We start from the raw sequence: 21,610 nt of genomic DNA, 5'->3' as shown, positions 1-21,610 counted from the left end.
CAATGAGCATTTTTAAAATTAATATAAACAATCAAACTTCTACCATGCTGGAATTAAAAGCATTCAAAGACAATCACATAAAAGAGCGGGATGTACAGAACATTATTAAATCTAATCCTCAAATTTTAGGCGAAGATTTGCTTATTATTAGTGAAGAATTAGCTCCATGTGAAGATTCTAAAAAACGGTTAGATTTATTAGCACTGGATAAATCTGGGAAACTGGTTGTAATGGAACTGAAACGGAATGACGACGGTTTTCACATGGATTTACAAGCCATCCGCTATGCCTCAATGATTAGGTTATTTAGTATCCAAGACGTTATAAGGCATTACCAAGATTACACACAGGGAAATGCAGAGGAAGATTTTACCGATTTCTTAGACCAAGAAATCGACAAATTAGATTTTGATAACATTAGAATTATTTTGGTCAATCAAGATTTCTCCAGAGAATTAACCAATTCTGTATTATGGTTAAATGAGCAGGGCTTAGATATCAAATGTATCAAGATTACTCAGTATGAAATAAACAACGAGCTGATTTGGGATGTAGATACTATTATTCCCGTCAAAGAGACCGAAGAATACCAGCTAAAAATCAAAGAAAAGAAAAATTCAGACCAAGAAATAAAACGTGAAATTAACAGCAGAGATTATACAAAATACACATTTAACGGCAAATCTGACCTAACAAAAGGCCGTTTGGTTTTGGAAGTTGTTAGAAAATATTGCAAAGACTACCCAGAAGCCAACTTTGCCAAATTGAGTCAAATTTTCCCTAAAAAATTACAAGGCTCAAATGGTGTATTGAATATATTTAGCGAGCTTAAAGATTATCAAAAAGAAGGTAGATTTTATATTAAGGATGAAGAAATCATTCAATTAAAAAATGGTGAACAAATATCAGTTTGTTCACAATGGAGAAAAGATAGTATTGACAATTTTATTGAACATGTTAAGCAGACTCTTGGTTATGAAATAGTTGCTCAATAATGAAATTTAAAAACCTGAATATCTTGTGAGAAAGTAAAAATGCCCAAACGTACCGACCTAAAATCCATCCTTATCATCGGCGCCGGCCCTATCGTTATCGGTCAGGCCTGCGAATTTGACTATTCGGGCGCACAGGCCTGTAAGGCTTTGCGTGAAGAAGGCTATAAAGTCATTCTGGTGAATTCCAACCCCGCCACGATTATGACCGACCCTGAAATGGCGGATGTTACCTACATCGAGCCGATTATGTGGCAGACGGTGGAGAAGATTATCGCCAAAGAGCGTCCTGATGCGATTCTGCCCACGATGGGCGGTCAGACCGCGCTGAACTGTGCGCTGGATTTGGCGCGCAACGGCGTGCTGGCGAAATACAATGTCGAGCTGATTGGCGCGACGGAAGACGCCATCGACAAGGCGGAAGACCGTGGCCGCTTTAAGGAGGCGATGGAGAAAATCGGCCTCTCCTGCCCGAAATCCTTTGTCTGCCACACGATGAATGAAGCCTTGGCGGCGCAGGAACAGGTCGGCTTCCCGACTCTGATTCGTCCGTCTTTCACGATGGGCGGTTCGGGCGGCGGCATTGCCTACAATAAAGACGAGTTTTTGGCGATTTGCGAACGCGGTTTCGATGCGTCGCCCACGCATGAGCTGCTGATTGAGCAGTCCGTCCTCGGCTGGAAAGAGTACGAGATGGAAGTGGTGCGCGATAAGGCGGACAACTGCATCATTATCTGCTCGATTGAAAACTTCGACCCGATGGGCGTGCATACGGGCGACTCGATTACGGTTGCGCCGGCGCAAACGCTGACGGACAAAGAATACCAAATCATGCGCAACGCAAGCTTAGCGGTATTGCGCGAAATCGGCGTGGACACGGGCGGCTCGAACGTGCAGTTTGCGGTGAACCCTGAAAACGGCGAGATGATTGTGATCGAGATGAACCCGCGCGTGAGCCGTTCGTCCGCGCTGGCTTCCAAAGCGACGGGTTTCCCGATTGCGAAAGTGGCGGCGAAGCTGGCGGTCGGCTTTACACTGGACGAGTTGCGCAACGACATCACCGGCGGCCGTACGCCTGCGTCGTTCGAGCCTTCCATCGACTATGTGGTAACCAAAATCCCGCGTTTCGCGTTTGAAAAATTCCCCGCCGCAGACGACCGCCTGACCACGCAGATGAAATCGGTGGGCGAAGTGATGGCGATGGGCCGCACGATTCAGGAAAGTTTCCAAAAAGCCCTGCGCGGCTTGGAAACGGGCTTGTGCGGCTTCAATCCGAGAAGCTCCGACAAAGCGGAAATCCGCCGCGAACTGGCCAACCCCGGCCCTGAGCGTATGCTCTTTGTGGCAGACGCGTTCCACGCGGGCTTCACGCTGGAAGAAATCCACGAAATCTGCGCCATCGACCCTTGGTTCTTGGCGCAAATCGAAGACTTGGTGAAAGAAGAGCAGCAGGTAAGTGCAGGCTGCCTGCAAGATTTGGATTTCGCCGCCCTACGTCGTCTGAAACGCAAAGGCTTCTCCGACAAACGCATCGCGCAGCTTTTAGGCGTAAAAGAAAAAGAAGTGCGCGAACACCGCTACGCGCTGAAGCTGCATCCCGTGTATAAACGCGTCGACACCTGTGCCGCCGAATTCGCCACCGAAACCGCCTACCTCTATTCCACTTACGAAGAAGAATGCGAAGCGCGTCCTTCCGACCGTAAGAAAGTGATGATTCTCGGCGGCGGCCCGAACCGTATCGGTCAGGGCATCGAGTTTGACTACTGCTGCGTTCACGCCGCGCTCGCCCTGCGCGAATCGGGCTTTGAAACCATCATGGTGAACTGTAACCCCGAAACCGTGTCTACCGACTTCGACACCAGCGACCGCCTGTATTTCGAGCCGCTGACGCTGGAAGACGTGTTGGAAATCGTCCGCACCGAAAACCCGTGGGGCGTGATTGTGCATTACGGCGGTCAAACCCCGCTCAAACTCGCCAACGCGCTGGTTGAAAACGGCGTGAACATCATCGGCACGTCCGCCGACAGCATCGACGCCGCCGAAGACCGCGAACGCTTCCAAAAAGTGTTGAACGACTTAGGCCTGCGCCAGCCGCCCAACCGCATCGCCCACAACGAAGAAGAAGCGCTCGTCAAAGCCGAAGAAATCGGCTATCCGCTGGTCGTGCGCCCGTCTTACGTCCTCGGTGGCCGCGCCATGCAGGTCGTCCACTCCGCCGAAGAGCTGCAAAAATACATGCGCGAAGCCGTGCAGGTATCCGAAGACAGCCCCGTGTTGCTCGACTTCTTCCTGAACAACGCGATTGAAGTCGATGTGGACTGCGTTTCAGACGGCAAAGACGTCGTTATCGGCGGCATCATGCAACACGTCGAACAGGCAGGCATCCACTCCGGCGACTCCGGCTGCTCGCTGCCGCCCTACTCGCTCAGCGAAGAAATCCAAGACGAAATCCGCCGCCAAACCAAAGCCATGGCGTACGCGCTGGGCGTGGTCGGCCTGATGAACGTCCAGTTTGCCGTGCAGGACGGCGTGGTGTTCGTGTTGGAAGTGAACCCGCGCGCCAGCCGCACCGTCCCCTTCGTCTCCAAAGCCACCGGCGTGCCGCTCGCCAAAGTCGGCGCTCGCTGCATGGCGGGCATTTCCCTGCAAGAGCAAGGCGTGGAAAAAGAAGTCGTCCCCGATTTCTATGCCGTTAAAGAAGCCGTGTTCCCCTTCATCAAATTCCCCGGCGTGGACACCATCCTCGGCCCGGAAATGCGCTCCACCGGCGAAGTGATGGGCGTGGGCGCAAGCTTCGGCGAAGCCTACTACAAAGCCCAACTCGGCGCAGGCGAACGCCTGAACCCGACCGGCAAAATCTTCCTCGCCGTGCGCGACGAAGACAAACCGCTCATCGTCAAAACCGCGCAAAACTTCCAAGCATTAGGCTACGGCGTCTGCGCCACACGCGGCACTGCCGAATACCTGAAAGAGCACGGCATCATCGTGCAAGCGGTGAACAAAGTGCAGGAAGGCCGCCCGCACATCGTGGACGCGATTAAAAACGGCGAAATCGCGCTGGTGGTCAACACCGTCAGCAGCTCGGCACAATCCATCGCCGACAGCCACAGCATCCGCCGCACTTCCCTCACCCAACGCGTGCCGCAATACACCACCATCGCCGGCGGCGAAGCCATGAGCGAAGGCGCAAAAAGCCGCGACCACCTGGGCGTGTACAGTGTACAGGAATTGCATGGCCGTCTGAAAAACAAAGCCTAATCAATCCTATCGGATTTAAATAGCTAAAAGGCCCCGTCTGAAACCTGATTGCTCAGTTCCAGACGGCCTTTTCATATTTCAAATTCCAACCGTCTGTCCATCAAAACAACCTTTTCTGCCATCTCCAAACAAGTAATAGCAACATGAAATATAATTTCGTTATTGATTGGATTCATACGACAAAATTGTTGTTTTTTCATCATAATCCAAAAATATCGAGTTTAACGCCTATTCTCCTTGCTTTATAATGGCCGTCTGAAATAAAAATACAATTAAAGCAGAAGCATGTCTTTGCAACTTAAGCAGATTTGCATAATTAAATATATGCTTTAATCATAATAATGATCAAATAATACGGCTTTCCTCTAAATTAAAGGGAAAACTGCACAAGAAACGGAAAATAAAATGAGTGTCGGATTATTGCGTGTTTTGGTTCAAAGCCAGACCATCTCAAATCAACAAGCGGAACATTACAACAGCCTTTTACAATCGGGCAAAGAAATCCTGCCCAACCTGTTTTCAGACGGCATCATCTCCCCTAAAGCTTTGGGAGAGTTGGTTGCGCGCGTATTCAGCTATCCCCTTTTGGATTTGCGCTACTACCCGCGCAATAATGTAGTCAGCGACATTCTGACGGAAGAGAAAATGGTGCAAAACCGTTGCATTCCGATTTTCAAACGCGGACGCAAGGTTTATTTCGCCGTATCCGATCCGACCCAAATCCAAAAATTTCAAAAAATTGCTTTTGCTTCAGGTTTAAGTGTCGACTTGGTAGTAGTTCCAGACGACCAGCTCAGCTCATTGCTGGAATGGCTAGGTCAACGTTCGACCACCATTCTGAAAGAAATCAACGACGAACATGAAGCAACGCAGCAATCGCAATCGCTTTATATCGACAATGAAGAAGCTGAAGACGGTCCAATCCCCCGCTTCATCCATAAAACCTTATCCGATGCCCTGAACGCGGGCGCATCGGATATCCACTTTGAATTCTACGAGCAAATGGCGCGCGTTCGTTTCCGCGTGGACGGACAATTGCGTGAAGTCGTACAGCCTCCTGTCGCCGTGCGCGGCCAGTTGGCATCGCGCATCAAAGTGATGGCGCGTTTGGATATTTCCGAAAAACGTATTCCGCAAGACGGCAGAATTCAAATTGCCTTCCATAAACACGGCCGTCCGATTGACTTCCGTGTCAGCACATTGCCGACGTTGTTTGGCGAAAAAGTGGTAATGCGTATCCTAAATTCCGATGGTACATCGCTCAATATCGACCAGCTCGGCTTAGAGCCTTTCCAAAAAGAAATGCTGCTTGAGGCCATCAACCGCCCTTACGGCATGGTGTTGGTTACCGGTCCGACAGGTTCGGGCAAAACCGTTTCACTCTATACCTGCCTGAGTATTTTGAACACGGAAGATGTGAACATTTCGACGGCCGAGGATCCGGCCGAGATTAACCTGCCGGGCGTCAACCAAGTCAACGTCAATGAGAAACAAGGTCTGACGTTTGCTGCCGCACTCCGATCCTTCTTGCGCCAAGATCCTGATATTATTATGGTCGGTGAGATCCGAGACTTGGAAACCGCCGACATCGCCATTAAAGCCGCCCAAACCGGCCACATGGTTTTCTCGACCCTGCATACCAATAATGCACCGGCCACGCTGTCCCGCCTTTTGAACATGGGCGTAGCGCCTTTCAATATCGCCAGCTCGGTCAGCCTGATTATGGCGCAAAGGCTGTTGCGCAGACTGTGTCCAAACTGCAAACGCGAAGTTGAACGCCCGCCGGTTCCGGCATTGAAAAAAGCCGGCTTTACCGATACGGACTTGGCTCAAGATTGGAAACTCTACCGCCCGGTTGGCTGCGACAGCTGCCGCGGCAAAGGCTTTAAAGGCCGCGTCGGTATTTATGAAGTCATGCCGGTCAGCGATGAAATGCAAAAAGTCATTATGAACAACGGTACAGAAGTTGATATCATGAACATGGCCTATCAGGAAGGCATGGTAGACTTGCGTCGCGCCGGCCTCATGAAAGTCATGCAAGGCCTGACCTCGTTGGAAGAAGTGACTGCTCATACCAATGACTAAACTGCCATATTTTCGAAAATTAAAATAAAGCGGCACGGGGAAACAGTCCGCTTTATTTCTTACTAACAAGGGATAACACATGGCTCAAGCAGAGCAAAAAAGAAGTCTGTTCGGCTCAAGAAGCAAAGGCAAGCGTTTTACTTTTGAAGGAAAAAATACCGAGACCGAACGTCTTGTCCATGGTGAAGTAGTTGCCAAAGACGAAGAAGAAGCACGCAAGAAACTCCAACGCAGAGGCATTCGTCCTTTGCGTATCAGCAAAGTTAAAACCGCACGCAAACGCCGTATTACCCAAGAAGACATTACAGTGTTCACCCGCCAACTGGCAACGATGATGAAGGCAGGCTTACCGCTGATGCAGGCTTTTGAAATCGTTGCGCGCGGCCACTCCAATCCGAGCATGACCGAAATGCTGATGCAGGTTCGCTCCGATGTCGAACAAGGTAGCGCATTGGGTAAATCGTTCTCCAAATATCCAAAATATTTCGACCGCTTTTATTGTAATCTGGTTAGCGCAGGCGAGTCCGGCGGCGTACTGGAAAGCCTATTGGACAAACTGGCTGTCTATAAAGAAAAAACGCAAGCCATTAAGAAAAAGGTTAAAACCGCACTGACCTACCCGATTGCCATTATCGTGGTGGCAATTGCGCTTATCTTCATTATGATGATGTTTGTACTGCCTGCCTTTAAAGAAGTTTATGCCAATATGGGGGCAGAGCTGCCAAGCCTTACCCAACTCGTCATGAGCTTGTCCGATTTATTCGTCGACTATGGCTGGATTATGATCATCCTTTTGATTGTTTCCGCCTTCGGCCTGTACAAACTCCATGAAAAATCGCCTACCTTCCAAAAACGAATCGATGCTCTGATTTTGAGACTCCCTGTTTTTGGCGCCATCGTCCGTAAAGCAACCATTGCCCGTTGGGCGCGTACGACTTCCACCCTCTTCGCAGCCGGCGTTCCTTTGGTGGAAGTATTAGATTCAGTTGCAGGCGCATCCGGCAATATTCTCTATGAAGAAGCCACTCAAGACATCCGCGCCAAGGTAACCCAAGGTCTGTCGCTGACATCCAGTATGCAAAGTACGGATATGTTCCCCAATATGGTGATCCAAATGGCGGCCATCGGCGAAGAGTCAGGCTCTTTGGACGATATGCTGAACAAAGCTGCCGAATTCTACGAAGATGAAGTAGACAACTCCGTCTCCCGATTGTCTCACTTGATGGAGTCTATCATCATGGTGGTATTGGGTTCGCTCATCGGTATCTTGCTGATTGCCATGTATCTGCCGCTGTTTAACTTGGGTAATGTCGTAGGTTGATATGCTTGATAGTATTTACTCTGCCATCGACGCCCTCTCCGTTCTTGCGCCATTCGCCATTCCTTTAGCCGTTATTTTAGGATTGCTGATTGGCAGCTTTCTAAACGTTGTCATTTATCGCACGCCGATAATGATGGAACGCGAATGGACACAATTTTCTAAAGAGCATTTGGGCATCAAGCTGACAGATGAAGAAAAACAGCCATTTAATCTGTGTAAACCGAATTCACGCTGCCCAAAATGCAAAAACCCAGTCAAACCTTGGCAAAACATCCCCATCCTCAGCTATGTTTTACTGGGCGGGAAATGCCACTCCTGCAAAACCGCTATCGGCATACGCTATCCGCTGATTGAGCTGCTGACAAGTGTCTTATTCGGTATTGTCGCGTGGCAATACGGCTGGTCATGTACAACTATTGGCGGATTAATTTTGACTGCCATATTGATTGCGCTGACCTTTATTGATGCCGATACACAATATTTACCCGACAGCCTGACTCAGCCCCTAATCTGGATCGGCCTGCTGTTTAATCTGAATGACACATTCGTACCCCTGCATTCAGCCGTTTTAGGCGCAATCGCAGGCTATATGAGCCTTTATACTTTATGCGCCGTCTATAAACTTCTGACCGGTAAAATCGGCATGGGCAATGGCGACTTCAAACTTTTGGCCACGCTCGGGGCATGGCTGGGCGTAGGTATCTTGCCTGTTCTGATCTTCATGGCTGCCTTAGTCGGACTGGTGGGCGCACTCATTGCCCGCGTCGGTAAAGGTCAATATTTTGCTTTTGGTCCCAGCCTTGCTGTAGCAGGATGGATTATTTTGGTTGCCAATGCACCTATTACCCAACTGGTACAATGGTGGCTCGTACAATCAGGATTCCGATAATGACATTATGGATAGGCTTGACCGGCGGTATCGGTAGCGGTAAATCATCTATTGCCCAAATGTTTGCCGAACTTGGCGCACCCATTATCGATGCCGATGCCATCAGCCGTTCACTGACTGCTGAAAACGGTGAAGCCCTTCCTGCCATCCGCCAGCTTTTCGGCGATGAGGTTTTTGACAGTGAAGGCCGTCTGAATCGTATGGCTTTACGGGAAGAAGTTTTCAGACGGCCTCAATCCAAAAAACAACTGGAAAATCTGCTTCTGCCATTAATATTAAACAAAATCCAACAGCAGAAACAACAACTTACCTCCTCCACCTACGGCATTATCGATGTACCGCTTTTGATTGAGAATCCGGCATTTGAAGCGGAGACCGACCGTATTTTAGTCGTAGATGTTCCAGAGTCCGTCCAAATCGAACGCGTATATCAACGCAATGGTTTTTCAGAAGAACAAACGCGTCAAATCATAGCCACCCAAGCTTCTCGAACTGACAGACTGCTGCATGCCGACGATGTATTGGACAATACCCATAACATGGAAGAAGCAAAAATCAAGGTTGCCCGCTTGCATCAATACTATCAATCCATTGCACAATCACTGAAAGAAACTGCATGACCGCACCTGTTGTAAAATGTCCAACTTGCCACAAAGAAGTCGTTTGGAACACCGACAGCCCCTACCGCCCTTTCTGCAGCAAACGGTGCAAACTCATTGATTTAGGCGAATGGGCACAAGAAAAATACACCGTTTCTTCGGAAGACGACCCCTTTTCAGACCTGTTGGACGGCAAATAAACTGCGCTGCTTCCTTCAGCCTATCCAAAACAGGCTCAAAACAGTAAAATACCCTCTTTATTCCAATCTATTCCATCCACCATGCTCACCTTCCAACAAATTATTTTCAAATTACAAAACTACTGGGCAGACAAAGGCTGTACCCTTATCCAACCTTTCGATATGGAAGTCGGTGCCGGTACTTCGCATCCAGCCACCTGCCTGCGCGCGTTAGGCCCAGAGCCTTGGTTTGCCGCTTACGTTCAACCCAGCCGCCGCCCCAAAGACGGCCGCTATGGCGACAACCCCAACCGTCTGCAACACTACTATCAATTCCAAGTTGCGCTCAAACCTGCACCAGCCAATATTCAAGACCTCTATCTCGACTCCCTGCGCGAATTGGGTATCGACCCTAAAGTACACGACATCCGTTTTGTCGAAGACGACTGGGAAAACCCTACGCTCGGCGCTTGGGGCTTGGGCTGGGAAGTTTGGCTCAACGGCATGGAAGTAACCCAATTCACCTACTTCCAACAAGTCGGCGGTATCGACTGCTCCCCTGTACTCGGCGAAATCACCTACGGTATCGAGCGCCTTGCCATGTATCTGCAAGGCGTGGAAAATGTGTACGACCTCGTTTGGGCAAAAACTCTTGATGGTAACATCGTCACTTATGGCGACGTTTATCATCAAAACGAAGTCGAACAATCCACCTACAACTTCGAATACAGCGATGCCGATTGGCTCTTGCGCCAATTCAACGACTATGAAGAACAAGCCAAACGCCTACTTACAGTTGAAGACACCAGTCTTGCCCTGCCTGCTTACGAGCTTGTACTCAAAGCCGGCCATACGTTCAACCTCTTGGATGCACGCGGTGCCATTTCCGTTACCGAACGCGCAACCTACATCGGCCGTATTCGTGCACTGAGCCGCATCGTTGCTCAAAAATTCGTTGAAAGTCGCGAGAAACTGGGCTTACCATTGCTTAAAAACCAATAAACCCGCACATGCTTACCACGCCGCCCTTTGATACATTCAAGTGGCGGCGTTTCTATTTTCAGACGGCCTTAACGTCGATGCCATCGCAAACACTTCCAGCCTGCTTTAAGGTAAAATAAGCCCTTTATTACATAAGCCGTCTGAAAACATGAGTTCATCCTCTACTGCAAAAATTCCCTTTTTCTTACTTTCCCTTGTTGCCATCATTCTTGACCAACTGAGCAAATGGGAAATCTTGAAACACTTTACCGAAGGCGAACGCCTCAATATCATTCCAGACTTTTTTGACCTGACCCTTGCCTATAATCCAGGCGCGGCATTCAGCTTTTTGGCCGACCAAGGCGGCTGGCAAAAATTCTTCTTTTTAGGTCTGGCAGTCGTTATCAGCCTATATTTAGCCCGTGCCATCTGGCGTGATGAGTTTGGCCGCTGGGGCAAACTGGGGGCTGCCATGATTATCGGTGGCGCGATTGGCAATGTGGTTGACCGTCTGATTCACGGCCACGTTGTCGATTTTCTGCTTTTCTATTGGCAAAACTGGTTTTACCCCGCATTTAACATTGCCGACAGTTTTATCTGCGTTGGCGCAGTTTGCTTGGTAATAGATGGTTTGCTGCACAAAAAAACACCTTCAAACGACACAAAGGCCGTCTGAAAACGGAACACACATGACTCAAAAAACCATTATCCTTGCCAATCCCCGCGGCTTCTGTGCCGGTGTTGACCGTGCCATCAGCATTGTTGAACGTGCACTCGAAGAATTCGGCGCGCCTATTTACGTCCGCCATGAGGTCGTTCACAACAAATTCGTCGTCGACAATCTGCGGGCAAAAGGTGCCGTATTTGTCGATAACTTGGCAGATGTCCCAAAAGGCGCAACACTGATTTACTCAGCTCACGGCGTATCCAAAGCAGTCCAGGAAGAAGCGGCACAACGTGGTTTCCGCGTTTTTGATGCCACCTGCCCTCTGGTAACCAAAGTCCATAAAGAAGTAGCCCGCCTCGATGAGCAAGATTACGAAATTATCATGATTGGCCACAAAGGCCACGTCGAAGTAGAAGGCACGATGGGACAATTACCTCCGGGCAAAATGTTTCTGGTTGAGACAGTGGAAGATGTAGCCGGACTGAACGTCAAAAATCCTGACAAACTTGCCTACGTCAGCCAAACCACTTTATCGATAGACGAAACCAAAGACATCATTGCAGCTTTAAATCAACGCTTTCCAAATATCCGTAATCCGCACAAAGAAGATATCTGCTACGCCACAACCAACCGCCAAACTGCTGTTAAAGAATTGGCCGAAGAATGCGATCTCGTAATTGTTGTCGGTTCACCCAACTCTTCCAACAGCAACCGCTTGCGAGAAGTAGCCGCATTGCGCGGAGTTGATGCCTATATGGTCGATAATGCCTCCTATCTGAAAAAAGAATGGTTTGAAAACAAAACCAAGGTCGGTGTAACTGCCGGTGCATCTGCACCCGAAGTCTTAGTCCGAGAAGTATTACAAACCATTCAAGACTGGGGACACGAAACCATCCGCGAAGGAGAAGGCACAGAAGAAAGCATTGTATTTGTCTTGCCCAAAGAGTTGCGTCGTGAGGGCGAAAACAAACAGATCCTAAATAAAGGGTAAGTTTGTTATTTGCTTTATTTGAAAACTTAAGGCCGTCTGAAAATTTTCAGACGGCCTTAAGTTTATTCTGCTAATAAAAAAGACCCGCCTTTAAGGCAGGTCTTTTCATGCATGATCCTGATTATTTATCAGAAGTATGTTGCTGACGGCGCAAGATAGCCGGAATTTCAAAGTCATCCAGTACAGACTGGTTGCTGAAATCAGCCGCTGTCAGATTCATAGAACGGATATTGCGGTTGGTACGAACCAAGCTTTCAGCGCTGCTTTGGCTTTTAGCTTGAGGCGCTTCTTCCGCACCGCGTACCAATTGTTGGGTACGGGCAGCAGCGCGCAGTTGGTTGTCAGTACCGTTTTCTTTCAAGCCGGTAGCAATGATGGTAATACGGATAGCGTCTTCGCTCATGCTCTCGTCTTCGGCAGCACCAAATTTGCATTCCACTTCAGGGTGTGCATTTTGGTTGACAATACGCATAATCTCGTTGAACTCAGACATTTTCAGACAACCGGGAGCAGTGGTAATGTTTACCAATACACCGCGTGCGCCATCCAAAGTAACGTTATCCAAGAGTGGGCTGGAGATAGCTTGATCGGTAGCCAAACGGGCACGGTCGATACCTTGTGCAAAACCTGAACCCATCATGGCGATACCGCGATTGCTCATTACGGTTTTCACATCGGCGAAGTCCAAGTTGATCATGTCGCTAGGGCAAGTCACCACTTCGGAAATACCGGCAACCGCATCACGCAACACATTGTCTGCCGCACGGAAAGCTTCACGCATGGTCACGTCTTCGCCCAAGGCAGTCATCAATTTGTCATTCGGAATAATAATCAGGGAATCGACGCGCTCTTTGAGCTGTTCCAAACCTGCTTGAGCGATATGTACGCGTTTGCCTTCGTAAGCAAACGGACGGGTTACAACCGCAACGGTCAGGATACCCATTTCTTTTGCGATTTCAGCCACAACAGGAGCAGAGCCGGTACCTGTACCACCACCCATACCGGTAGTGATGAACAGCATGTTTGCGCCGCGGATGGCATCTTCGATGGCTTCGCGATCTTCTTGAGCAGCGGCGCGGCCGATTTCAGGATTTGCACCGGCACCCAAACCGCGAGTCAGGTTTGTACCCAATTGAATGCGTTTAGCCGCATTGTTTTTAGCCAATGATTGCGCATCGGTATTGGCACTGATGAACTCAACACCATGAATAGTGTTGGCAACCATGTTGTTAATGGCATTACAGCCGCCGCCGCCCAAACCGATAACTTTAATAACAGCAGGGCTCGTTGCTGATTCTGCTACGTCGTAAACAAATTCCATTCAATAATCCTCCGCGCCCCGCTTTATAAGGACGGTTCAAAAATAACTTATTATCCGTATTATATAAGAAGTATCCAGATACTGGCAAAAATCTTCTTACCATTCGGCTGTCGGCGTTATATTTTTACTACATTTTTTAACAGAAAATATACAAGTTTTAAATTATCCACTTGACAATTATTTAAAACCGTTTAATTTCACTTAAATATTCAGGACAAACGGTTGGTACACCGCCTGCCCTGAAAACTTTTATCAGAAATTGTCTTTAACGAATTTCATCAGTCTTGCCCACAGACTGATTTTTTCAGCCTGATCATGAACCACAATGGCACCTGTCACCGGCGCGCCGTCTTCCTCTCCCCTTGCCGCCTGCAAAAGACCGATGGCGGTTGAATAGCGTGGATTACGGATACGCTCAGATACACCACCCATTTCCTGTGGGACACCGATACGTGCCGGCAGGTTGAAGATTTCTTCCGCCAACTCAACAATACCGGTCAACATAGAAGCACCACCGGTCAAAACGATGCCGGAAGTCAACACTTCTTCAGGGAAGCCGGAGCGGCGCAATTCGTTCAGTGTCAATTCCAAAATTTCTTCTACGCGCGGGCCGATGATTTCAGCCAATACACGGCGTGAAATTTGACGTGATTGACGGTCGCCAACGCTGGGAACTTCAATCATTTCATCCAAGCCGTCCATACTCGGAATCGCGGCACCGTAATGGATTTTGATGTACTCGGCTGCACTGTGCGGCGTACGCAAGGCTTGTGCCAAGTCTTTGGTAATTAAATCGCCGGCAACGGGAATAACCGCAGTATGGCGGATTGCGCCATTGGTATAAACCGCGATGTCGGTTGTACCGCCACCGATATCTATGACGCACACGCCCAAATCTTTTTCGTCTTCAGTCAAAACGGCATGACCGCTTGCCAAAGGCTGAAGCATGATTTGATCCATTTGCAGGCCGCAACGTTGGATACATTTTTGGATATTTTGCAAAGCAGTGTTCGCACCGGTAATGATGTGTACACGGGTATCCAAACGCACGCCACTCATGCCGATAGGCTCTTTCACGCCTGGCTGGTTGTCGATGATGTACTCTTGAACCACGGTATGCAAGATATTGTGATCAGGCGGAATATTGATGGCTTTGGCCGTTTCGATGGCACGATCGATGTCGGTTTGCGATACTTCACCATCTTTAATTTTGACCACGCCTTGTGAATTCAGGCTGCGGATATGGTTACCGGCAATACCGGTGACGACGTGGGAAATTTTGGTATCTGCCATCAGCTCGGCATCTTCTACCGCCTGACGAATGGCTTGCGCAGTGGCGTCAATGTTGGTCACCATACCTGCACGCAGACCGCGTGAAGGGCTTTGACCCAAGCCAACAATGTGGATTTCGTTATCTTCCCGAATCTCACCGATTAAGGCGATGACCTTGGACGTACCAATGTCTAAGGCACTAATATATTTATTTTGTTGTTGTTCCATAATTGCTCGTTCGCTATGTTGTCTGACTGACGGTTTGATTATTTTTGAAACAAGATTGCTTCACGTCTAATCGGCTATTCACTGTCGGAAGGGTTTTCAGACGGCCGGTAACGGACTGAAAAACCATCCTTATAACGCATATCGACATACTCGATACGGCTTTGTTTTTCACGCAGCAACGATGGCCAAATCTGGGCAAACTGCTGCAAACGTTTGATTTCGTTTTCACGCCCCAATCGCACGGTAATGCCGTTGTTCAATACAAGCAGCCATGCTGAACGCGGCGTGTAGATCAATTCTTTGATGGTCAGTTTCAACGGATTCAAAATACCGGAAAAGTCCGCATAATGTTTGACCATGTCTTTGCCTGTCCCCTGTTGCCCTTCAAATATAGGCAGGTCCTGTTTCAGGCTTGCGGCAAACACATTGCCCTTACTGTCCACCAAGCCGCCTACGCGCCAGTGTGCAACCGGCACACGCTCGGTCAGGATAATTTCCACGGTTTCCGGAAAACGGCGGCGTACCATTGCCGAGTCAATCCAAGGCAATTCCTGAAAAGCGGCCTGCGCCGAATCAATATCGGCGCGGAACATATTACCCTTGATATGCTCTCTTGCAACGGTTTGCAATTCTTTGCTGGAAGCATATTTCAGCTTGCCCTGAATGGCAATCTGTTTCACAGGGAAATATTTGGAATTGTAAAGCCAAGCTATGCCCGAACCTATCAGTAGAAAGGTCATCAGCACCAATAGCCGGCGGGTCAGTCGACCCAGTGCGCCTGCATCATCCCACATGAGCGGTCTTCAAAATCTCAATACATAAATCAGCAAAATCCACGCCGGTATGGCCCGCAGATTTTGGCACCAAACTGTGGCTGGTCATGCCGGGCAAGGTATTGATTTCCAAGAGATACAGTTTACCGTCTGTATCTTTCAGAAAGTCCACGCGCGAACAGCCGTCCGCACCAATCGCCTGCGCGCCACGCACAGCGAGTTCGCGCATCAGGTTTTCCTCCGCCTCGCTCAAGTCTTCGGACGGACATTGATAAACAGTGTCGTCGCGGTTGTATTTGGCTTCGTAGTCGTAGAACTCGGTAGCCGGGATGATGTGTATGCTGGGCAGGCCTTTGCCGTTCAATACCGGGCAAGAATACTCGCCGCCGCCGATAAAGCGTTCGGCAATGATTTCACCCTGCAAGTGTTTCAATTCTTCGTAAACGCTTTTCAGACGGCCTTTTTCTTTTACTTTTACCACGCCGACGCTACTGCCTTCTGAGGCAGGTTTCACAAACATCGGCAGGCCCAATTTTTCTTCAACGGCATCAAAGTCGCTGTCGTCATGCAATACGACAAACTCAGGAACAGGCAAGCCCACAGCCTGCCAAATCAGTTTGCAGCGGTATTTATCCATACCCAGCGCAGAAGCAGCCACCCCGCTACCGGTGTAAGGAATACCCATCAGTTCCAACGCGCCTTGAATCGCGCCATCTTCGCCAAAAGTGCCGTGCAGAATATTGAAGGCCGTCTGAAAACCTTGTGTTTTCAATTCAGATAACGGGGTTTCTTTGGGGTCGAACGCATGGGCATCGACACCTTTGCTTTTCAAGGCTGCCAAAATAGCGGCGCCGCTGTCCAGCGAAACTTCGCGCTCGCTGGAGAAGCCACCCATCAACACGGCCACTTTGCCAAAATTCTGCATAATTTCCACTTTCTTAAATACTGATACAGGCCGTCTGAATATTGTTCAGACGACCTATCTGTCCTCAAAGGCCAATATGCCTGTTTATTATGATTGTTTCGACAATTCCACCAATGCAGACGGAACGCGGTTAATGCTGCCGGCACCCATATTCAGAACGACATCGCCGTCTTGCAAAACATTCAGCAGCATTTGCGGCAGGTCGGCAACGTTTTCGCAGTAAATAGGCTCAAGTTTGCCCAATACGCGGATGGCGCGCGCCAAGGCGCGGGAATCGGCTGCGGCAATCGGCTCTTCGCCTGCGGCATAAACTTCGGTCAACACCAGCGCATCAACGGTATTGAGGACTTTGGTAAAGTCTTCAAACAAATCGCGTGTACGGGTATAACGGTGCGGTTGGAAAGCCAATACCAAGCGTTTTTCAGGGTATGCACCGCGCGCAGCGGAAAGGGTTGCCGCCATTTCGACAGGATGGTGTCCGTAATCGTCCACCAACAGCGCGGTTCCGCCGTTGGGCAGCTTGATGTCGCCGTATTTTTGGAAGCGGCGGCCAACACCTTCAAAACCGAGCAAGCCTCGCTGAATCGCTTCGACGGATGCGCCAACTTCCAGCGCAACGCCAATAGCCGCCAACGCATTGAGGACGTTGTGGCGGCCGGGCATATTCAAAACAACCTCAAACGGCTCTTGCTCATGTCCTTTCATTTGAACATGAACGGTAAATTTCATTTGCGCTCCGATGTTTTCAATATCGGTTGCGTAGATATCGGCAGTATCATCCAGGCCGTAAGTAGCGTAAGGTTTGCTTACTTTTGGCAAAATCGCGCGGACGTGTTCGCTGTCGATACACAAGAACGCTTTGCCGTAAAACGGCATACGGTGAATGAAATCCACAAACGCCTGATGCAGCTTCTCAACGCTGTGGCCGTAAGTGTCCATGTGGTCTTCGTCGATATTGGTCACGACGGACATAATCGGAGTCAGGTACAGGAAAGAGGCATCGGATTCATCGGCTTCTGCGACGATGTATTCGCCTTTACCCAAACGGGCGTTGGTACCTGCGGCATTAAGTTTGCCACCGATAACGAAAGTCGGGTCAAGACCTGCAGCGCCGAGGATGGAAGCAGTCAGGCTGGTGGTCGTGGTTTTGCCGTGCGTACCGGCAATGGCGATGCCGTCACGGAAGCGCATCAGTTCCGCCAGCATCAGAGCGCGGGGAATGACAGGGATTTGCTGCTCCAGCGCGGCGACGACTTCGGGATTGTCTTTTTTGACGGCGGTAGAGGTAACGACGACATCCGCACCGTTGACGTGTTCGGCGGTATGACCGGGATAAACTTGAATACCCAAGCTGCTCAAATGCTCGGTAACGGCATTACGCGCCTGATCCGAACCGGAAACTTTAAAGCCCAAATTGTGTAAAACTTCGGCAATACCGCTCATGCCGACGCCGCCGATTCCGACAAAATGGATGTTGGTAACTCGATTTTTCATCATAATGTTGCGTTCCGGTGGATTTTCGATGCGTAAAGGCGTTATTTTAAAGGGCTATCCGCTTCTGCGCCATAGTTTTCTTGTAAATTAAAGATGTTTTGGCATACAGGATTTCACATTGGTTGCAATATGGGTAAAAAAGGGGCGGCACTTGGCGGTGAATCTTTGCTATTTTGCCTATTTTTAAACTTGATTTCAGCTACCAAAACACCAGCAAAAACAAAATATAAGGTCGTCTGAAAACCGTTTTCAGACGACCTCGTGCTTATCAACTGGATGGCACTTGTATCCTCATCAAGCGCATATCCAGTTTGCACCGTCCCCACGCGGTCGCATACAAAAGGCGCAAAAGCCACGGATAACGCGGTTTGCAGACGCTGCTCAAACCGGCTTCTTCAATAATTTCCACACCCGGCATCAGCCGCAGAATGTCGTCCACTCCGCTTATCGCCCAGCGGAACTCGGGCGGCTTGTCCATTTTACCGAGCGCGTCGTGGTGTTTGCTTTGTCCGATGTAGGCTTTGGGGATAGTGTCAAAAGCAAGTTGGGCATTCGGCAGACGGCGAGCAACCTGTTTGAAAAAATCCTGCACTTGCGTTTCTTCGAAATACATCAACACGCCTTCGATCACGAGCAACACGGGTTTGCCGTGCGCTGCGACGGTGTTCATCCACGCTTCGTCAAACATGGACGCGCCCAGATAATGATTGTCCGATTCAGACAGCAGCATGCGCCGCACTTCAATCACTTCGGGTAAATCCAAATCATACCAAGCGGTAATGCGCGGCTTGCCCAAGCGTTCGTAACGCGCATCCAGCCCCGCGCCGATTTGCACGACGACGGCATCGGGATGTTCGGCGATAAAGTGCCGGGTCATATCGTCCAACAACTTCGCCCGCCCGCAACAGCCGACCTGCGATGCTTTGGCTTTAGCAAACTTTCCGAAGTCGTAGTCAATCTTGTCCAACATCCGCACGGCTTCGTCATCGCGCAAAAGCGGCTGCGCCCTACCCTGCTCTACGGCCTTTGCCCACAGGGGAATCAGCATGGTACTGGACAGGACAGAAACGGTTTCGGGAGAGATTTTTTCGGACATGGCAGCCTCCAATGAGAGAAATTCCTATTTACATCATACTCCCGCACAATACGGCTGCCAAGTTGCAAAAAGATCGTCTGAAACCCGTTTCTTGGTTTTCAGACTACCTCTGTTTCGTTCATCACATTATGTCATCATGCCGTACACGCGATAGCGGCTTCCGCCACATCGTCCGCACTGTGCGGCAACGCCAACGTACGGGCATTTTTCGCCCATTTCAGGCATTTTTCACGGTTTAATCCGCCGAGGATTTCGGCCAGTTTTTCTGCCGTCAGTTGAGTTTGCGGCAGCAGCAAACCAGCTTCGGCCTGCACCATAAAGCGCGCATTAGCTGTTTGATGGTCGTCTACCGCGTGCGGATACGGCACCAGCAATGCACCCAAACCTGCAACCGTCAGCTCGGCAATCGTCAGCGCGCCGGCACGGCAAATCACCAAATCGGCATCACGGTAGGCAGATACCATATCGGTAATAAATTCGACGCACTCGGCCTGCACACCCAACGCATCGTAATCCGCCTGCAGGTTGCCCAATTTATTGCGGCCGGACTGATGATACATTTGAGGACGGGCCGCCTCAGGCAATAATGCCAAAGCTTGCGGAACGGTTTTGTTCAACACATCCGCACCCAAACTGCCGCCCACCACCAAAACTTTCAGACGGCCCTGACGGTTTTCAAAGCGTTCTTCAGGAACAGGCAATGCCGCAATATCGGCACGGACAGGGTTGCCCACCAATCCACCTTCATGCTGGAAGGCTTTCGGGAAAGCGTACAGAACACGTTTTGCCCAACGCGACAATTGGCGGTTGGACAAACCGGCTACGGCGTTTTGCTCGTGAATCACAATCGGCACACCGGAAATTTTTGCCGCCAAGCCGCCGGGGAAAGTAACGAAACCGCCAAAACCGATAACACACTCGACACGGTGTTTCTTAATAATCTGCTGCGCGGCTCGGACAGTTTTATACAGCGTAAACGGCAACATCAGCTTGCGCTTGATGCCGTTGCCGCGGATCCCTTTAATGGCCAGCGTTTCCAAGCGTATGCCGTATTGCGGCACGATACGCTCTTCCATCGAATCCTGACTGCCCAGCCAAATCACATGATGGCCGCGCTTTTGCAGCGACTCGGCAACCGCCAATGCAGGGAAAATATGACCGCCCGTACCACCGGCCATCAGCATAAAAGTTTTACCGCTCATGGTTTTACTCCACCGAATAACCGCGCATTTTTTGGCGGTTTTCATAATCAATGCGCAATAACAAAGTAATGCACACCAGCATGATAAAAACAGCCGAACCGCCGTAAGACATAAACGGCAAAGTCAGGCCTTTAGTGGGCAGGATACCGATGTTTACACCAATATTGAAGAAACTTTGAATACCAATCCAAATACCGATACCGTTGGCAATGTACGCGCTGAACATCAAACCCGAATCACGCGCCTGCTTGCCGATGGAAAACGCACGCCACACCAGCCAGCCGTAGCAGAACACCAAAACCAGCATCCCGACAAAGCCAAACTCCTCGCCGATAACGGCAAAAATAAAGTCCGTATGCGCTTCAGGAAGATAGAAACGTTTTTCCAAACTTGCACCCAAGCCTTCGCCAAACCAGCCGCCGCGCGCAATCGCCATCAAGGAATGCGTTAGCTGATAGCCTTTACCCAACGGATCGCTCCAAGGGTCCAAAAACGCCGCCACACGCGCCATACGGTAAGGCGCGGCCAAAATCAACAAGCCCATACCGCTCACAACAGTCGCCACCAATACGGCAAAATATTTCCATGGAAAGCCTGCCAAAAACAGCATACCCATGGTGATCACGACAATTACGACAAACGAGCCAAAGTCCGGCTGACCCATAATCAAAACCAAACCGACCGCCACCAACATAATCGGCAGAATCAAGGTCTTAAACTTGCGGAAACGTTCCTTTACCCTTACCCGAGCTTCACTTTTAAAAGGGCTGCACACCAAATCGCTAATACCGGTAAACAAAGACGACCAACCCAAAGAATCCAAATCGCGCAACATTTCTTCACGGCGCGTAAACAGACTGGACAAATACAAGACCGTCGCCAATTTGAAAAATTCGGTCGGTTGCAGGTTGAGCGGCCCGATATGAATCCAGCGCGTCGCACCGTTAATCTCGCGGCCGACAAACAAAACCAGCAACAACAGCAAACCCGAAACAGCAAAATAAAACGGAATAATCCGCCGCCAGAAGCTCATCTTCAGCAGGAAAAGCGGCAAGCATATGGCCACCGTAAACAGGATAAACATTGCCTGCTTAGACACAAAAGAAAACTGGCTACCCCCTTCCGATGCCGCATACGCAATAGAAGCCGAATAAATCATAATCAGGCTGAAGACCGTCATTAAGACGACCATCCACAAGAGAGAAACATCAAACTTCCGACCATCGCGCGCAATCGGCCGGTCAAGCATTTTGGAAAGACTAATCATGAAAACATCCGTAACGGCTTGAATAAAATATTCAGACGGCCTGCAAATGGGCAAGAGGCCGTCTGAAAAA

General features: G+C 49.6%; 18 protein-coding genes. 10 read left to right on the top strand and 8 right to left on the bottom strand.

The features are described from left to right. Positions 1-2 precede the first annotated feature (2 nt). From ACTHTA_RS05800 to ispH, 10 genes are all read left to right on the top strand, one after another. A complete protein-coding gene (locus tag ACTHTA_RS05800; RefSeq protein WP_308887894.1) occupies positions 3-995 on the top strand; it encodes an endonuclease NucS domain-containing protein in 993 nt (330 codons plus the stop codon). Positions 996-1,034: 39 nt separating this feature from the next. Further along, positions 1,035-4,250 (top strand): carbamoyl-phosphate synthase large subunit, encoded by a 3,216-nt coding sequence (gene carB, locus ACTHTA_RS05795; protein WP_308887895.1) that lies wholly within the window; start codon positions 1,035-1,037, stop codon positions 4,248-4,250. A 405-nt stretch (positions 4,251-4,655) separates the two neighbouring features. Then, on the top strand, positions 4,656-6,335 hold the full coding sequence (gene pilB, locus ACTHTA_RS05790; RefSeq protein WP_440364066.1) for a type IV-A pilus assembly ATPase PilB: 1,680 nt from the start codon (positions 4,656-4,658) through the stop codon (positions 6,333-6,335). Positions 6,336-6,414: 79 nt separating this feature from the next. Then, the gene (locus ACTHTA_RS05785) at positions 6,415-7,656 is read left to right on the top strand and encodes a type II secretion system F family protein (RefSeq protein WP_137041172.1); all 1,242 of its coding nucleotides are present in this window, start codon (positions 6,415-6,417) and stop codon (positions 7,654-7,656) included. A gap of 1 nt (position 7,657) precedes the next feature. Then, positions 7,658-8,545, top strand: coding sequence for a prepilin peptidase (locus tag ACTHTA_RS05780; protein WP_154953898.1), 888 nt, complete (start codon positions 7,658-7,660; stop codon positions 8,543-8,545). Next, the gene (coaE, locus tag ACTHTA_RS05775) at positions 8,545-9,165 is read left to right on the top strand and encodes a dephospho-CoA kinase (protein ID WP_308887898.1); all 621 of its coding nucleotides are present in this window, start codon (positions 8,545-8,547) and stop codon (positions 9,163-9,165) included. The genes ACTHTA_RS05780 and coaE overlap by 1 nt, the downstream gene beginning before the upstream one ends. Then, complete coding sequence (gene yacG, locus ACTHTA_RS05770; protein ID WP_003682475.1) at positions 9,162-9,344, top strand: DNA gyrase inhibitor YacG; 183 nt, start codon at positions 9,162-9,164, stop codon at positions 9,342-9,344. The genes coaE and yacG overlap by 4 nt, the downstream gene beginning before the upstream one ends. An 81-nt stretch (positions 9,345-9,425) precedes the next feature. Further along, positions 9,426-10,325 (top strand): glycine--tRNA ligase subunit alpha, encoded by a 900-nt coding sequence (gene glyQ / locus ACTHTA_RS05765; RefSeq protein ID WP_440364065.1) that lies wholly within the window; start codon positions 9,426-9,428, stop codon positions 10,323-10,325. Positions 10,326-10,473: 148 nt separating this feature from the next. Continuing rightward, a complete protein-coding gene (lspA, locus tag ACTHTA_RS05760; protein WP_263340404.1) occupies positions 10,474-10,980 on the top strand; it encodes a signal peptidase II in 507 nt (168 codons plus the stop codon). Between the two features lie 13 nt (positions 10,981-10,993). Then, positions 10,994-11,962 carry a 4-hydroxy-3-methylbut-2-enyl diphosphate reductase gene (gene ispH / locus ACTHTA_RS05755; RefSeq protein ID WP_308887900.1) on the top strand — a complete coding sequence of 323 codons (969 nt, stop codon included), beginning with the start codon at positions 10,994-10,996 and terminating at the stop codon, positions 11,960-11,962. A 121-nt stretch (positions 11,963-12,083) separates the two neighbouring features. On the opposite strand, the gene ftsZ is transcribed toward ispH, so the two are convergent. The 8 genes from ftsZ to ACTHTA_RS05715 all read right to left on the bottom strand — a co-directional run bounded on the left by ftsZ (position 12,084) and on the right by ACTHTA_RS05715 (position 21,540). Beyond that, positions 12,084-13,283, bottom strand: coding sequence for a cell division protein FtsZ (gene ftsZ / locus ACTHTA_RS05750; RefSeq protein WP_070633188.1), 1,200 nt, complete (start codon positions 13,281-13,283; stop codon positions 12,084-12,086). Between the two features lie 252 nt (positions 13,284-13,535). Continuing rightward, a complete protein-coding gene (gene ftsA / locus ACTHTA_RS05745) occupies positions 13,536-14,783 on the bottom strand; it encodes a cell division protein FtsA (protein WP_308887901.1) in 1,248 nt (415 codons plus the stop codon). Between the two features lie 74 nt (positions 14,784-14,857). Further along, a complete protein-coding gene (locus ACTHTA_RS05740; protein ID WP_308887902.1) occupies positions 14,858-15,577 on the bottom strand; it encodes a cell division protein FtsQ/DivIB in 720 nt (239 codons plus the stop codon). Further along, positions 15,567-16,481, bottom strand: coding sequence for a D-alanine--D-alanine ligase (locus tag ACTHTA_RS05735; RefSeq protein WP_049328387.1), 915 nt, complete (start codon positions 16,479-16,481; stop codon positions 15,567-15,569). Before ACTHTA_RS05735 ends, ACTHTA_RS05740 begins: the two co-directional genes overlap by 11 nt. A gap of 87 nt (positions 16,482-16,568) precedes the next feature. Continuing rightward, positions 16,569-17,978, bottom strand: coding sequence for a UDP-N-acetylmuramate--L-alanine ligase (gene murC, locus ACTHTA_RS05730; RefSeq protein WP_308887904.1), 1,410 nt, complete (start codon positions 17,976-17,978; stop codon positions 16,569-16,571). 265 nt (positions 17,979-18,243) lie between these two features. After that, complete coding sequence (locus ACTHTA_RS05725; protein ID WP_308887906.1) at positions 18,244-19,071, bottom strand: class I SAM-dependent methyltransferase; 828 nt, start codon at positions 19,069-19,071, stop codon at positions 18,244-18,246. Positions 19,072-19,205: 134 nt separating this feature from the next. Next, entirely contained in the window at positions 19,206-20,273 is a 1,068-nt protein-coding gene (murG, locus tag ACTHTA_RS05720) for an undecaprenyldiphospho-muramoylpentapeptide beta-N-acetylglucosaminyltransferase (RefSeq protein ID WP_003685904.1), read from the bottom strand. A 4-nt stretch (positions 20,274-20,277) separates the two neighbouring features. Beyond that, positions 20,278-21,540, bottom strand: a complete 1,263-nt coding sequence (locus ACTHTA_RS05715; protein ID WP_440364064.1) for an FtsW/RodA/SpoVE family cell cycle protein — start codon at positions 21,538-21,540, stop codon at positions 20,278-20,280. Between the last annotated feature and the right edge of the window lie 70 nt (positions 21,541-21,610).

This window comes from Neisseria sp. P0013.S005, assembly GCF_051958425.1.
Classification (GTDB): domain Bacteria; phylum Pseudomonadota; class Gammaproteobacteria; order Burkholderiales; family Neisseriaceae; genus Neisseria; species Neisseria subflava.
The sequence above is the reverse complement of the archived record's forward strand: the minus strand, read 5'-3'. Positions and strand labels throughout refer to the sequence as shown.

Excerpts from the sequence above, each read along its gene's own strand:
- ACTHTA_RS05800 (WP_308887894.1), top strand. The coding sequence starts at position 3 with ATGAGCATTTTTAAAATTAATATAAACAATCAAACTTCTACCATGCTG.
- carB (WP_308887895.1), top strand. The coding sequence starts at position 1,035 with ATGCCCAAACGTACCGACCTAAAATCCATCCTTATCATCGGCGCCGGC.
- pilB (WP_440364066.1), top strand. The coding sequence starts at position 4,656 with ATGAGTGTCGGATTATTGCGTGTTTTGGTTCAAAGCCAGACCATCTCA.
- ACTHTA_RS05785 (WP_137041172.1), top strand. The coding sequence starts at position 6,415 with ATGGCTCAAGCAGAGCAAAAAAGAAGTCTGTTCGGCTCAAGAAGCAAA.
- ACTHTA_RS05780 (WP_154953898.1), top strand. The coding sequence starts at position 7,658 with ATGCTTGATAGTATTTACTCTGCCATCGACGCCCTCTCCGTTCTTGCG.
- coaE (WP_308887898.1), top strand. The coding sequence starts at position 8,545 with ATGACATTATGGATAGGCTTGACCGGCGGTATCGGTAGCGGTAAATCA.
- yacG (WP_003682475.1), top strand. The coding sequence starts at position 9,162 with ATGACCGCACCTGTTGTAAAATGTCCAACTTGCCACAAAGAAGTCGTT.
- glyQ (WP_440364065.1), top strand. The coding sequence starts at position 9,426 with ATGCTCACCTTCCAACAAATTATTTTCAAATTACAAAACTACTGGGCA.
- lspA (WP_263340404.1), top strand. The coding sequence starts at position 10,474 with ATGAGTTCATCCTCTACTGCAAAAATTCCCTTTTTCTTACTTTCCCTT.
- ispH (WP_308887900.1), top strand. The coding sequence starts at position 10,994 with ATGACTCAAAAAACCATTATCCTTGCCAATCCCCGCGGCTTCTGTGCC.
- ftsZ (WP_070633188.1), bottom strand. The coding sequence starts at position 13,283 with ATGGAATTTGTTTACGACGTAGCAGAATCAGCAACGAGCCCTGCTGTT.
- ftsA (WP_308887901.1), bottom strand. The coding sequence starts at position 14,783 with ATGGAACAACAACAAAATAAATATATTAGTGCCTTAGACATTGGTACG.
- ACTHTA_RS05740 (WP_308887902.1), bottom strand. The coding sequence starts at position 15,577 with ATGTGGGATGATGCAGGCGCACTGGGTCGACTGACCCGCCGGCTATTG.
- ACTHTA_RS05735 (WP_049328387.1), bottom strand. The coding sequence starts at position 16,481 with ATGCAGAATTTTGGCAAAGTGGCCGTGTTGATGGGTGGCTTCTCCAGC.
- murC (WP_308887904.1), bottom strand. The coding sequence starts at position 17,978 with ATGATGAAAAATCGAGTTACCAACATCCATTTTGTCGGAATCGGCGGC.
- ACTHTA_RS05725 (WP_308887906.1), bottom strand. The coding sequence starts at position 19,071 with ATGTCCGAAAAAATCTCTCCCGAAACCGTTTCTGTCCTGTCCAGTACC.
- murG (WP_003685904.1), bottom strand. The coding sequence starts at position 20,273 with ATGAGCGGTAAAACTTTTATGCTGATGGCCGGTGGTACGGGCGGTCAT.
- ACTHTA_RS05715 (WP_440364064.1), bottom strand. The coding sequence starts at position 21,540 with ATGATTAGTCTTTCCAAAATGCTTGACCGGCCGATTGCGCGCGATGGT.